Source organism: Streptomyces sp. TLI_146, assembly GCF_002846415.1.
Classification (GTDB): Bacteria; Actinomycetota; Actinomycetes; order Streptomycetales; family Streptomycetaceae; genus Streptomyces.
Window position 1 is genome coordinate 2,595,467 of the sequence record NZ_PJMX01000001.1, and the last position, 13,412, is coordinate 2,608,878.

Below are 13,412 nucleotides of genomic sequence, written 5' to 3' on the forward strand. Positions count from 1 at the left end.
GGGAGGGTCAGGACTTCTTCAGGTAGAGGTCGGCCGCGGCGACGGACCCGTAGATCGGATGGATGGCGGCGCCGCCGACGTTCTGCCCGCGGAACTGGGTGACGGCGGTGTAGAGGAACGGCACGACCGGCACGTCCGCCATGACGACCTGCTCCAGGTCGATGAGCGCCGCGGCCTTCTGCCGCGCGTCCCCGATGGTCCTGATGCGGTCGAGCTCCTTGTCGACCTTCGGGTTGCTGTAGCGGATGCCGTTGGAGAGGGCGTCGAGGCGGCTGTCGAAGCCGTCGGGCAGCAGGGTCGCCGGGGTGGGCCAGTCGACCGAGTTGGTGGACATCCACAGGTCGTAGGGGGCGGGTCCGCGGAAGACCTCGTTGGTGAACGCGGCCTTGTCCAGGGGCTTCACGACCAGCTTGATCCCGGCCTTGCCGAAGGCGTCGACGAGGACCTGGGCGAGCCGGTCCTTCTCGGGCGCGTCGGCCTCGTAGGCGTAGGTGAGCGTGTCCACCTTGGTCTTCGCCTTGGCCAGGTGCTCCTTGGCCTTCTCGATGTCGCCACTGGGCCTGACCGGGTAGAGGTCGTACTTCTTCCAGCCGACGACGGCGGGCGAGGAGAGCGTGGTGGCGAACTCGCCCAGGCGCGGGCCGCCGAGCACCTGGCGGGCCTGCTCGCGGGGGAAGAGGTAGTGGATCGCCTTGCGGACCTCGGGGTCGGTGACCCGGCTGTTCTTGATGTAGAGGTCGCTGGTGTAGGCGCCCCTGCTCCCGGTCACCAGGAGCGCTTTCTTCTTCGGGTCGCGCTCGACCTGCGCGTACAGCTCCGGCGGCACCTCGCTCTTGGTGCTGACGGTGTCCGGCCCGGCGCCGCGCCCGTTGAGGACCTCCTGCGCGGTGTTGAGGATCTTCTTGCCGAAGGTGAACTCGAAGCGGTCGGCGTACTGGTGGCGGATCGGGTCGGTCTCCGCCTTCCAGTGCGGGTTGCGCTCCAGGGTGAGCGACTGGTTCTGCCTGTGCTCAACGATCTTGTACGGACCGGTGGCGAACGGGTGGGTGTCGTACGCGGTGCCGGTGTCCTTGTCCTTGCGCACCGGCGAGGAGGAGGACTGGGCGGCCATGTACGGCACGTCGGACTGCGGCTCGGGGAAGTGGAGGACGACGGTCTTGGCGTCGGGCGTCTCGATGGCGTCCAGGCCGCCGGCCTTGGGCCCGGCGTACTTCTTGACGGCGGCGCTGCGGTCCTCGGAGCCGGTGAGCCACTCGGGCCAGTAGCTGGGGCCGAGTTCGAAGCCGGGGGCGAAGGTGCGCTCGATGCCGTACTTGATGTGCTCGGAGGTGATCGGCTGCCCGTCCTCCCAGGCGATCCCGTCCTTGAGCGTGTACGTCCAGGTGCGGCCGCCGTCCGAGGAGCGGCCGGTGTCGGTGGCCAGGTCGCCCACCAGGACCGGCTTGCCGTCGACGACTTGATACTGCGTCAGCTGGCGCCCCCACAGCAGCGAGGTGCTGTAGCCCTCGCCCGCGTAGATCTTCTGGGGGTCGAGGTGGCTGTAGTCGTTGAGGTTGGCGATCTTGACGGTGCCGCCGGACCGCGCGCCCTCGACGCCGGGAGCCGGGCCCCGGCTGTCCTCGGCGGTGCCGAGGGTGGCGGTGAGCCGCTGCCCGCTCCTGACCTCGGCGGGCTTGGCCTTGCCGTCCCCTTCGCCCTTGCCCGCGCCCGCCGAGCAGGAGCAGAGCAGCAGGGCGGCGGCGGTGGCGAGAGCCGGAACGGCTGCGGTGCGCGGACCGAATCTGGGCATGACGAACTCCGGTGTGGCAGAGGGTGGTTGAGCGATAGGTGGTGGTGCGGTCAGTGGGCGGTACGGGGGTCGAGCGCGTCCCGTACCGCGTCACCGAGCAGGTTGAAGGCGAGGACGAAGACGAGGATCGTCACGCCGGGGAAGACCATGTAGGTGGGGTCGTCGTAGAAGACCTCCGCACCTCGGGAGATCATCCGGCCCCAGTCGGGAACCGGCTCGTCGATGCCGACCCCCAGATAGGAGAGCGCGGCCTCGGCGGTGACGATGCCGGGCAGCGTCAGAGTGACGTTGACCAGGATCGGCGCCCAGATGTTGGGCAGCAGCTCACGGACCAGGATGTGCCACCGGCTCGCCCCCGAGGCGCGCGCCGCCTCGATGAACTCCCGCTCCCGCAGGGACTTCACGGTGGTGCGCAGCACCATGGCGAGCGGCACCCACCCGAAGGCGGCGAACACCAGGATCAGCACGGTGAACTGCATCCAGACCGGCTCGTTCTCGCCCGGGTCCACGAACCGGGTCTTGACGACCGGGCTCAGTGCCAGCAGGAGCAGCAGGGTCGGGAAGGCGAGCAGGACGTTGCAGACGAAGGTGAAGGCCCGTTCGGCGAGCCCGCCGAGGTAGCCGACGACGAGGCCGAGCACGGTGCCGAGCAGCGCGATGACGGCGGTGGCGGCGACCGCCACGACGAGCGAGGTCCGCATCCCGTACAGGAGCTGGGCGAGGACGTCGCGCCCGAGCCCCGGCTCCAGGCCGAACCAGAACTCGCCGGAGATCCCGCCGTTGGGGAGCACCGGAAGCCCTTCGGGGCTGAGCAGTCCGGGGGTGTTCTGCCCGTAGTGCTCGGTGGCGTTCTTGCCGTAGAGCGCGGTGATCAGGGGTGCGGCCAGGGCGAGGACGACGAACAAGAGCACCGCGCAGAGCGCCGCCATGCCGGTGCGGTCGGCGCGCAGGGCGCGGATCGTTGACATGGCCGCTATTAGAGCCAGCGCCCGGACGCCCGGCAAATCGGGTTCGGGGGCCGCTGAGGCTTTGCGAAGTGCTTGTGTCGTACGTCCTGTTGGTGTCACATGGCCGCAATATTCCAGCCATGATCATTCGGCTGGAAAGGGGCGAATCACCCTCTCGGGACGGCTCATGCGTTCACAGGTGAGACTCCGCTCACAATCATGGGATCGAAGGCGGTTCTGCGAGTGGGCCTTCCATTCCAAGATCCGAGTGAGCCTGTGCTCCTGGAGCTTCCGGAGCGGGGGCTTCCGCCTCGACCGCTTCCGCCCCGCCCTCTTCCGCCGCGGGCACCCCCGCCCCAGACGCTTCCGCCGTGGGCAGCGGGGCCGCCCGTTCCAGGAACCGCAGCAGCTCCACCGGGAACGGCAGGACCAGCGTCGAGTTCTTCTCGGCCGCCACCGCCACCACCGTCTGGAGCAGCCGCAGTTGGAGGGCCGCGGGCTGCTGCGACATCACCCCGGCCGCCTCGGCCAGCTTCTTCGACGCCTGGAGCTCCGCGTCCGCGTTGATCACCCGGGCGCGGCGCTCACGGTCGGCCTCGGCCTGCCGGGCCATCGAGCGCTTCATCGTCTCCGGCAGCGACACGTCCTTGATCTCCACCCGGTCGATCTGCACGCCCCACCCCATCGCCGGGCTGTCGATCATCAGCTCCAGGCCCTGGTTGAGCTTCTCCCGGTTGGAGAGCAGATCGTCGAGGTCGCTCTTGCCGATGATCGAGCGCAGTGAGGTCTGGGCCATCTGGGAGACCGCGAAGCGGTAGTCCTCGACCTGGATGACCGCGTCGGCCGGGTCGACCACCTTGAAGTAGATCACCGCGTCCACCCGGACCGTGACGTTGTCCCGGGTGATGCCGTCCTGCGCCGGGACGGGCATCGTCACAATCTGCATGTTCACCTTGTGGAGCCGGTCGGCGAACGGAAGGATCAGGGTGAAGCCCGGGCCGCGCACCGATCCCCTGAGTTTGCCCAGCCGGAAGACCACACCGCGTTCGTACTGCTTGACGACCCGGGCCGCCGCCATCACATACACGATGCCGGCGGATCCGACGGCCACAGCCGTCGCCACCAATGCCTCGACCATCACGGCCCCCAAGGGTCCGAATCGGACGTGTACTTCGACGGTAACTCCGCTTCCGTCCCAGGGGGAGTCCCGGTCACACTCCACTGAATGGGTAAAACGCGGGCGGGAGGGGAATGCCGCAACAGTCGATGCCTGTATCCGACAACCGGTATGGGCGGTACGAGGACGGTCCCGGCGATCGGTATCGCGACCCACTAGCGGAGGGGGCACGAGTGCGCGGTCGGGTGCGCGCGGCCGACGGGCGGCATCTGACGGTGGAACGCTTCGGGGACCCACGGGGCAGGCCGGTCTTCCTGCTGCACGGCACCCCGGGCAGCCGGCTCGGCCCCGCACCCCGCGGCATGGTGCTCTACCAGCGCCGGATGCAGCTCATCGCCTACGACAGACCCGGCTACGGCGGCTCCGACCGGCTGGAGGGCCGCAGCGTCGCCGACGTCGTCCAGGACGTGAAGGCGATCGCGGACAGTTACGGCCTGGAACGCTTCGCCGTCGTCGGCCGCTCCGGCGGCGCCCCGCACGCGCTGGCCTGCGCCGCCCTGATGCCCGAGCGGGTCACCCGGACCGCCGCGCTCGTCACGCTCGCGCCCCGGGACGCGGCCGGCCTCGACTGGTTCGACGGGATGACCGCCTACAACGTGGAGGAGTTCACGACCGCGTCGGTCAACCCCGAGGAGTTCGCCGCCCGGCTCATCCCGCGCTCCGACGAGATCCGCCGCAACCCCATCCAGCTCCTGGACGAACTGCGCCGCGACCTCACCCACGCCGACCGCATGGTGGTCAAGGACGCCGGGGTGCGGTCCATGCTGCTGCGCAACTACCAGGAGGCGCTGCGGACTTCGGCGTACGGATGGATCGACGACGCGCTCGCCTTCTGCAGCCCCTGGGGGTTCGACCCCGCCGACATCGCCGGCGAGGTGCTGCTGTGGCACGGCGTGCAGGACGTGTTCTCGCCGGTCGGCCACTCCCGCTGGCTCGCCGAACGCATCCCGGGCGCGACGGCCGTCCTGGAACCGGCCGCCGCCCACTTCGACGCCCTGCACGCGCTGCCCGACATCCTCACCTGGCTGATCGAGGAGGACTGACCCCGGCGGCACCCGGCGGAGGGAACCGGTGCGATCACTCCGGTCGCACCGGTCGTCCCCTCCCGTCCGCTCGGCTCACACCGCCAGCGGCTCCAGGTCCCGCTGCACCCGGCGCTCGTCCCGGGCGATCCGGACGAACGCGTGCTCGTCGCCGAGCAGGCGCTGCAACTCCTCCACGGCCTCCGCCCGCAGGTGCGTCGCCTCCTCCTTGCGGCCGAGCCCGTCGAGCGTCACCGCCATGTTCGCGGCGCAGGCGAGCGTCTCGGGGTGGTGCGCTCCCAGCACCTCCCGCAGCCGCGCGACCGCGTTGCGCTCGATCTCCAGGGCGCTCTCCAGATCGCCCATGTCGGCCTTCACATTGGCCAGGTTGACGGTGGCGAACAGCGCGTGCGGATGGTTCTCCCCGAGTATGTCGCGCATCGTCCGTATGGTGTTCTCCAACAAGGTGTCGGCGGCGTCCAGCGCCCCGCAGCCCCACTGGTAGATGCCCAGGTTGTTGGTGGCCGCCAGCGTGTACGGGTGCCGCTCCCCCGGCACCTTGATGTACTGGTCGACGACCTCCTGGGCCGCGTCCCGCGCCGCCGCCGAGTCCCCGGCCGCGAACAGGTCGGCGGCCATGTTGAGGTCGCAGGCCAGCCAGTCGGGGTTGGCGGAGGTGTACTTGGCGCGGTAGCGGTTGCGGGTCGCGGTGGTCAGCCGCCGCGCGTCGTCGAGCCGGCCCGCCCGGCGCAGCGACACGGCGAGGCTCTTGGCCGCCGCCAGGGTGCCCGGGAAGGCCCGGCCCAGCTGCTCCTTGTAGAGGTCGTACGTCCGGCTGAGCAGCGCCACCGAGTCCTCGTAGCGCCCGATCTCCCGCAGGTCCCGCGCCAGGTTCATGGCGGAGGAGAGGGTGTAGGGGTGCTCCGGGCCGAGCACCTCGGTGCGCCGGTCGTAGACGTCCTGGTCGAGCTCGCGGGCTCGGGCGTACTGGCCGAGCATCCGCATGTTCAGGGCGAGGTTGTTGGCGGCGGCGAGCGTACGCGGGTGCGACTCGTCGAAGATCTGCCGGAACCCCTCGTGCGCCTCGGTCGCCAGCTCCATCGCCTTGCTGTACTGGCCGAGCGCGCCGAGGTCCATCGCCAGGGCGCTGGTGGTCATGTACGTGTGCGGGTGCGAGGCACCCAGCACTTCCGTCTGGCGGGCCAGGGTCTCCTCGTCCAGCTCCATCGCCTCGACGTAACGGCCGCGCGAGCGAAGGATGTTGGAGAGGTGGAAGCGCAGGTACAGATACTGGAGGTCGTTGGGCCCCAGCTTCTCGCGCCACTCCTCGCGCAGGTCCTCGGCGAGGTTGGCGGCCGCGTTGAAGTCACCGCGCTTCCACAGGTAGCGCACGCGGTCGATGAGGAGCCGGCGGGTCTCCGGCTCGTCGCACAGACGCGCCCCCGACGGGGTCAGATGCGGCCAGATGGTGTTGAACTGCGCCCAGGTCTCCGGGTTGTCGATCGGCTCGTCGGCGTCCGGCCGGGCGCCCGCGAGGATGCGGTGCACGGCGTGCCGGGCGTCCATCTGCTCCTCGTCGCTCAACTGCGCCCGGATCACGGCCTGGACGAGCCGGTGCACCTGGATGGAGCTGCCGACCTGGTCGACCTTGGCGAGCGCGAACCGGCCGATCTCCCGGATGACCCGGCCGAGCACCAGCTTCTCCTGGAGCGTGGCGTCGTACGGCTTGAGCGCGTCGATCATCTCCTTGCTGTAGAGGAGGTTGGCGGAGATCGGCTCGGGCGCGAAGAAGGCGCAGAGCTGGAGGAGGCGGACCGCCGCGGGCGAGCGCTGCTTCAGCCGCTCGATCGAGACGTTCCAGGTGGCGGCGACCGGCTCCGGGTATCCGGCCGGCTGGTTGAGGGCGAGGACGCTGGGCGCCTGCTGGGCCAGCTGCTCCAGATAGGCGGCGACCGGCGTCGCCGTCTCCGCGATCCACGCCGCCGCCTGCTCGACGGCGAGCGGCAGGTCGCCCACCGCGGTGGCGACCTGGTCGGCGTCGTCCACGGAGAGCCCGGGGGCGCGCCGCTGGAGGTGCTCGATGGACTCCTCGCGCAGGAACACGTCGACGGGCAGCGCGTCGCCGTACTGCGACCAGGTCTGGTTCCTGGAGGTGACCAGGACATGGCCCGGGCCGCCCGGCGGGAAGAACCGCTTGAGCTGCTCGGGGTCGTCCGCGTTGTCGAAGACCAGCAGCCAGCGCGAGGTGGGCACCCCGCGCCGCAGCAGGTCGATGGCCTCGCGGGAGGCGGAGTTCATGTCGTCGCCGCCCTGCACCCCGAGCCGCACGCCGAGCTCGGCGAGTCCGGCCACCACTTCGTCGGGCTGCTCGGCGGACATCCACCAGACCAGGTCGTAGTCGGCCATGAACCGGTGGACGTACTCCAGGGCCACCTGGGTCTTGCCGACGCCGCCGAGGCCGTACAGCGTCTGCGGCTGCGGCAGGACCACGGCGAGGCCGCCGCCGAGCTGGTCGCGCATCCGCTCCAGGACCAGCGAGCGGCCGGTGAAGCCGGGGTTGCGCGGCGGCGCGTTCCAGATCTTGGGGACGGTGCCGGGGAACCGCGGCCCCGGCGCCACCCCGTCGCTGATCTGCACCGGCCGCTCCAGGGCCCGCAGCAGCGCGGTGGTGGCGTGCACCTCGTCGAGCCGGAACAGGTCCACCGGGTTGCGGTCGATGTAGGGCGCGGTGAGCCGGACGTCGCCGACCCGCAGCGGCAGCAGCTGGCGGCGGGCGCCCGAGGGGTCCTCGGCGGCGGCCCGGGACCAGATCTCCACGGCGCGGGCCGACTTGAGGTAGGCGCTGGAGAGCAGGACCACGGTACGGGCCGCGTTCTCGGCGGCGACCGCCTCCCCGTCGGCGCTGCTGGGCTCGGTCGACACGTCCCGGGGAACCACCCGGAACCCGGCCCGGGTGAGCACGGACTCGATCCAGTCGGCCCACATCCGGTTCTCGGCCACGTAGCTGAGGAACAGATCGGCCGGAAGAGCGGGCCTGCGGCGGGTGAAGGCGTCCCGGATCCGCAGCCGGATCTCCTCGTTGACGGTCGGCATCGAGGTGATCCGGCCCTCGGTGACGACGGAGGCGAGCCGCTCGAAGGCGGACAGCAGCGAGTTGGAGAGCCCGGCCTCGTCGCCGAAGGTCGCCAGCGTCTCCTCGTAGGCGTAGTAGGGGCGGTACGGGATCTCCACCGCGCCCCAGTACGCGGTGAGTTCGTCGCCGGAGAGCCCGGCCGGGAAGCGGTCGAACTTGAGCCGGGCGAGCGCCCGGCCGGCGTCCGCCTTCTCCTTCTCGCCCTCGTCGATGCGCATCGGGACGGGCAGGATGCGGATGTTCTGCCCGCTGTAGCGCTCGTCTATCTGGCGGGCCACGGAGGCGGCGCCGTCTATGGACTGGTCGCTGAGGGTGAAGCAGTCCACCAGGACGTCGGGGAGGTGGACGGTGCAGATGTCGGCGATGTCGCTGAGGCCGGTGCGGCTGTCGATCAGGACGTAGTCGTAGTTCTCCTTCATGTCCTCGCGCAGGGCGTCGAAGAAGTGGCCGCCGCCGAGCCGGTCGTAGAAGTTGTCCCAGTCGAAAGTGGAGACGGTCGCCGAGTACTCGCGGTTCTGCCGTCCGGCGGACACGAAGTCCAGGGTGCCGCCGTCGGGGAACTGCCAGCCCAGGGCCTCCGGGGTCAGCGAGACCGCGTGCGGCTGGATGCGCGCGTAGTCGCGGTGCCAGTCGTCCGAGCGCGGCACGGGACTGGTGGCGGCCCAGGCGTATTCGGTGATGAGATCGATGACCCCGGTGGTGGCGCCGAGCGTCGAGGGGTCCAGGAACGGGTGGAAGAAGCGGTGCAGCCCCGGGGCCTCCAGGTCCCAGTCCACCGCGAGGACCCGCTTGCCGTTGGCGGCAAGGATCCAGGCCGTGTTGGCGAGGGCCATGGTGCGGCCCGTACCACCCTTGTACGAGTAGAACGTGACGATGCGTCCGTCACGACTGGCTGTCATCCGTCTCCTCCGCATCGGGCGCGTGATCGAGCCTGTCGGGGATGTACTGCGTGGTGCCGAAATCGGTGCCCATCGGCCCGACCAGGCGCGGCCGTTCGGTGTGCCCGCCCCCCGCGGGCGGATAGACCGTCGCGTGTCTCAGATACTGCTGTGCCGCCGCCTCCACGACCTGGGGCAGTATCTGCCCGAAGGCCTCCATGCTCGGTACGCCCTTGGCTGCGGCCCGGCACGCGGCCCGCCCCTGGCGCATCTTGGACGGCATGGTCTCTTCCAGACGGCGTGTCAACTCCACCTCCGAGGCCCGGCTCTGATGGTCGTCGCGGTTCCACGGGACGACCACGCTCACCCAGGGCCGGTGCTCGGCGTCGAAGGCCGCGAGCCGGGCGCGCCGGTCCTCGTCCTCCAGCGCCCACCGGTCCACCAGCAGGACCTCGGGCCGCGACGGCGGCTGTTTGCCGTCGAGGTGCAGCACCTCCTCGTCGAAGGAGGAGACGGTGGTCTGGTAGTTGAGCGAGCGCACCATGTCCTCCGCCACCAGCGCGAGCGGCCGGGCGGAGATGGGGTGGTAGGGGTTCCACTCCAGCGGGCTGTCCCCGTAGTACGCGTCGTCGCGGCCCTCGGGCAGCTCGTGGCGGGTGGGCGCGGCGACGGTGACGTGCATCGGGCGGGGGCCCTCGCCGGCGGCCGCGCCGAAGGCGCTGGGCGCCAGCCGGTAGTCGACGTGGCGGCCGGGCCGTATCGCGGTGGCGTCGGCGACGCTCACGATCCGTTTGGCGAGCTCGTAGACCGCGCGTTCGTACTCCTCGGCGAATATCCGCAGCTTGATCAGCCCGTAGAGGCCGTCGGTGACATAGCGGTCGCCGAAGGCCCGGTGGTTGAACTGCAACCGCTCGGCGGGCCCGGGCAGTTGCTCGGGCGGGACCGGCACCCACAGGGCCGGCACGATCGCCTCGGCCGGGCGGTTGGTGTACGCCTGGTGCTGGATGGTGCGCTGCTCGAACGCGTACCACTCGCGGCCGCACATCTCGCTCGCGAAGTAGCGCGGCGAGAACAGCGGCACGAACACCCGGCAGGAGGCGAGGACTTCGCCGAGACGCTCCGACCAGCCCTCGCCGGACCGTATCTCCCGGTCCATGAAGCCGGCGGGCGCACCGGCGGGCAGGTCGGTCATGGCCATCACATGGCCGCAGAGATCACGGAAGAGCCGCTCCACCCACATGTCGGGGTCCGGGCCGCCCGCCCCGTACCTCGGCGTGTGCGCGTAACTCAGAAAGAAGTAGGGCCGATGTTGGTCGGCCGGACGCGGCTGCGCTGATGCGTGCACACGACCCCCGTCCTGCAGTATTGAAGAACATCATTCCGGAGCGCACGGCGCTCCATCCCCTCACCGTTCGGTCAAACAAGGCCGCTTTTCGGTCATCCACTCCACCGCATGGTCCACCGCCCCCTTGATCGAAAACAACCGGGCGGTTCTCCGTCCCAGCTGCCACTCTTTGCGCATTTCTTCCGGAAGGTCGGCCCCGACCGCCTCGAAGTCGCTGTCGTCGAGATCGACGTCGGGATAGTGGAACCATCCCCGACGCCCACTCTCGTCCCGCACCACACAGCTGTACAGCTTCTTGGGCGGGTTGTGCCGATACCGGTATTCCGCGAGGTGAAAGGCGCTGCAGACATCGAATCCCACATTGATCATGAGTACCCGGGCATCGGCGCGGTAGAGCGCGCCGAGCGGCGACTTCTCGCCCAGATGGCAATCGGGTTCATGGCCCTCCATCAGCTCCAGGGCACGGCAGCCCCAGGCGGCGAAGGAGGTCTGGGGGTGCGTACTGCGCACCGCCCCTTCCGAGGTGCGCACCCACTCCGCCAACCGGCCCATTCCCTGACTGCGGGTCCGGTCCGGATCGAAAGGCTCCATTCTGCGCTTGAAGTCCTTGTACGCGGCCGGATCCCGCAGCACGCTCCGGCTCCGCCGGCGGTGGGCGATCGAGGTGAGCGAGTTCTCCGGCGTGAAGGCCGGGACCACCAGGGTGCCCTTGAGCCGTCCGCCGACCGCCTCCCGCAGGGCCTGCCCCAGCGCCCCCGGGCCGTGCCCCAGACCGCTCATCGAGGCGTGCACGAGCAGGGTGTCCCCCTCGTTGACCCCCATGGCGACCAGGTCGTCGCGTAACGCGCTCTCCGGCACCGCTCGGTCTCGCTCATCCACGGGCTGCCTCTTCCCACTCCAACAGGACGTCGGCGACCAGGCTCTTCCCGCCCACGGTGAGTTCGGCCGCCCCCTGAAGAGCTTCCAGCGCCCGCCGGGTCTCCGCCAGAGTGCGTGCACTCCTGTCGTACGCGGCGACCGCCACCCGCTCATGCGTTTCGGCCAGCAGGACCGAAACCGGTACCGGCTCCTCGCGCCAGTCGGCCCGGTGGAGCCAGCCGCCGTCCAGCGCGTACAGGTCCGCCACGTCGCGCAGGGCCCGGAACCTGGCCCTGCGGAAGCCGCGCAGCAGCCCCAGCGCCAACGCCTCCCCCGTCAGCCCCACGGGCACCCCCAGCGCCCCGTAGCCGTGCCGCCCGGCCACCGGCTCGCCGGCGCCCGCGAGCGGGGTGAGCGTGGTCAGCGCGGCGGCCGCGGCGGCCGCGTGGCCCGGAACAGTGGCCGAGAGCAGCCCCCAGGCGGCGCCCAGGCGCCCGCTCCACTCGTCGGCCTCGGCCAGGCCCAGCCGCGGCAGCACCGCCGTGCCGAAGCAGTCGCGGTACGGGTCGAGGTCGTCGAGTGCCGGATCGGGCGCCCCGTCCCGGCCCAGCCCGCGCACCGGCAGCCAGTCGCCGCACGGCTCGCGCGGGCACTCCACCTCCAGCTCGAAGCGCTCGCCCCGGACCCGAAAGCCCTTCTCGGCCGAGACCACCTCCGCCCGGCCGGACTCGCCCCGGGCACCGAGCCTCAGCTCCCCGAGGGTGGGCAGCACCAGCCTGCCGTCCGCGTACCCGACGGTGACGGGCACGTCGAGCCTGCCGCGCACGGCGGCGGCCGCGGTGTAGGCGGCGAGGCGGTGGGCGTGGGCGACGGCGTCGGGCCGGCCCGTGCGCAGCGCCTCCAGGGTGGTGAGCAGCCAGCCGCGCGCGTACGGATGCGTCAGCACCTCGTCCAGGCCCGGCCCGTCGACGAGGGTGGTCAGCCGCCAGGCCTCGGCCCACTCGGCGCCGCCGCGCCCGGCCAGATCGGCGTGCAGCCGGGCCAGCAGGGTGCGGGTGAGCTCGTGCTCGGCGGCGACGAGCTCGCCGGGGTCGGTGAGCGCGCCGGGGACCAGGCGGGCGGCCGTGCGGGCCTCGACGCCCCGCACCAGCGCCTCCAGGTCCGCGCAGTAGACCGAGGGGCCGTCGAAGGCGTCCCGGCCCGCCGCCTCGTTCGCCGAGCGGTAGCGGTGGGTGTAGAGCCCGCCGCCGCAGGAGCGCACGACCGGGCACTCGCGGCACTCGGGGCCGACCCCGGCCAGGCCGAGCTGGCGCACCCGTACGCCCGGATGGGCGGCGACCTCGTCGAAGGAGTGCCGGAAGACGTCGAAGCCGGTGGCGGCGGCGCCGTCGTAGGCGCTCTTGAGCGAGTCGACCTGCTCCAGGCTGCCGTCGGTCTCCACCACCACGAGGTCGGTGGGGGCCAGACCCAGGGACTCGGTGAGGCTGGGGCCGCCGTTCAACGTCGACAGTACGGACTCGAACAGCCGGACCGGAACCGGTCTGCCCTGTTCCTCCCACCGGTCGAAGACCGCCAGGATCCACTCCGCGTACTCGGTCGGAGAGCCGGCCGGGCGGGCCGGGGGCGCGTCCCAGGTGGCGTGCGGCAGCAGGTAGTCGATGCGCGGCGGGTCCAGGGCGATGAGCGCGTCGTGCACGGTGACCGGGTCGTTGGCCACGTCGATGGTGCAGAGCAGCCCGAGGAAGAGGTGGCGGTAGCGCTCGCTCTGGAGCAGTTCCACGGCCCTGAGGACCAGCGGATGGCTGGTGCGGCCGTCGGCGAAGCGGCGGTGGCGGTCGTTGGCGGACCTGTCCCCGTCCAGGGAGATGCCGACGCGCACACCGAACTCGTCGAAGAGGTCCAGGTAGCGGGGGCTCAGCTGGAGGCCGTTGGTGTGGATGCGCAGATCGAGCTCCGCGACGCCGTCGAGGGCGGCGGTCAGCTCCTCGCACACCCGGCGCAGCCGTGCGGGGCCCGCCAGCAGCGGCTCCCCTCCGTGCAGGATCACTGACACGGAGGGCAGTACGTGTTTCTCGGCGTGCTCGGCCAGTCGCCGGGCCGTCCAGGAAATCGCCTCGTCAGAGATTGCCTTGGGGCGGGTACGCCAACTCTGATCAGGGGCTTCGTAGATATAGCAGTGATCACAAGCAAGATCGCATCTGCTGTGAACCTTGAGCACGATCTCGCGGAATGGGACCACGGGTGCAGTCATTCCGCCAGTCTA

Annotated in this window: 8 protein-coding genes; 1 reads left to right on the plus strand and 7 read right to left on the minus strand. The window is 70.9% G+C overall.

The window, feature by feature from the left end:
• Positions 1-7: 7 nt before the first annotated feature.
• The 3 genes from BX283_RS11920 to BX283_RS11930 all read right to left on the minus strand — a co-directional run bounded on the left by BX283_RS11920 (position 8) and on the right by BX283_RS11930 (position 3,874).
• Positions 8-1,789: an ABC transporter substrate-binding protein gene (locus tag BX283_RS11920; RefSeq protein WP_101387597.1), complete on the minus strand. Its 1,782-nt coding sequence runs from the start codon at positions 1,787-1,789 to the stop codon at positions 8-10.
• A gap of 50 nt (positions 1,790-1,839) precedes the next feature.
• Complete coding sequence (locus BX283_RS11925; RefSeq protein ID WP_101387598.1) at positions 1,840-2,757, minus strand: ABC transporter permease; 918 nt, start codon at positions 2,755-2,757, stop codon at positions 1,840-1,842.
• 196 nt (positions 2,758-2,953) lie between these two features.
• Entirely contained in the window at positions 2,954-3,874 is a 921-nt protein-coding gene (locus BX283_RS11930) for a slipin family protein (protein WP_101392287.1), read from the minus strand.
• 212 nt (positions 3,875-4,086) lie between these two features.
• On the opposite strand from BX283_RS11930, the gene BX283_RS11935 reads away from it, so the two are divergent.
• Entirely contained in the window at positions 4,087-4,956 is an 870-nt protein-coding gene (locus tag BX283_RS11935; protein WP_101387599.1) for an alpha/beta fold hydrolase, read from the plus strand.
• Between the two features lie 75 nt (positions 4,957-5,031).
• Here BX283_RS11935 and fxsT read toward each other — a convergent pair whose 3' ends face one another.
• From fxsT to fxsB, 4 genes are read right to left on the minus strand one after another with little or no spacing between them, the layout of a single operon-like run.
• Positions 5,032-8,967 carry an FxSxx-COOH system tetratricopeptide repeat protein gene (fxsT, locus tag BX283_RS11940; RefSeq protein ID WP_101387600.1) on the minus strand — a complete coding sequence of 1,312 codons (3,936 nt, stop codon included), beginning with the start codon at positions 8,965-8,967 and terminating at the stop codon, positions 5,032-5,034.
• On the minus strand, positions 8,951-10,291 hold the full coding sequence (gene fsxC / locus BX283_RS11945) for an FxsC protein (RefSeq protein WP_180357134.1): 1,341 nt from the start codon (positions 10,289-10,291) through the stop codon (positions 8,951-8,953). The genes fxsT and fsxC overlap by 17 nt, the downstream gene beginning before the upstream one ends.
• Before the next feature lie 60 nt (positions 10,292-10,351).
• The gene (locus BX283_RS11950) at positions 10,352-11,170 is read right to left on the minus strand and encodes an aminoglycoside N(3)-acetyltransferase (RefSeq protein WP_257582604.1); all 819 of its coding nucleotides are present in this window, start codon (positions 11,168-11,170) and stop codon (positions 10,352-10,354) included.
• Entirely contained in the window at positions 11,163-13,400 is a 2,238-nt protein-coding gene (fxsB, locus tag BX283_RS11955) for a radical SAM/SPASM protein FxsB, inactivated metallohydrolase extension form (RefSeq protein WP_180357135.1), read from the minus strand. The genes BX283_RS11950 and fxsB overlap by 8 nt, the downstream gene beginning before the upstream one ends.
• Positions 13,401-13,412 lie beyond the last annotated feature (12 nt).

What these genes read in the sequence shown, in the direction of transcription:
- BX283_RS11930 (WP_101392287.1), bottom strand. Translation starts at nt 3,874, where the DNA reads ATGGTCGAGGCATTGGTGGCGACGGCTGTGGCCGTCGGATCCGCCGGC.
- fxsB (WP_180357135.1), bottom strand. Translation starts at nt 13,400, where the DNA reads ATGACTGCACCCGTGGTCCCATTCCGCGAGATCGTGCTCAAGGTTCAC.
- BX283_RS11920 (WP_101387597.1), bottom strand. Translation starts at nt 1,789, where the DNA reads ATGCCCAGATTCGGTCCGCGCACCGCAGCCGTTCCGGCTCTCGCCACC.
- BX283_RS11925 (WP_101387598.1), bottom strand. Translation starts at nt 2,757, where the DNA reads ATGTCAACGATCCGCGCCCTGCGCGCCGACCGCACCGGCATGGCGGCG.
- fxsT (WP_101387600.1), bottom strand. Translation starts at nt 8,967, where the DNA reads ATGACAGCCAGTCGTGACGGACGCATCGTCACGTTCTACTCGTACAAG.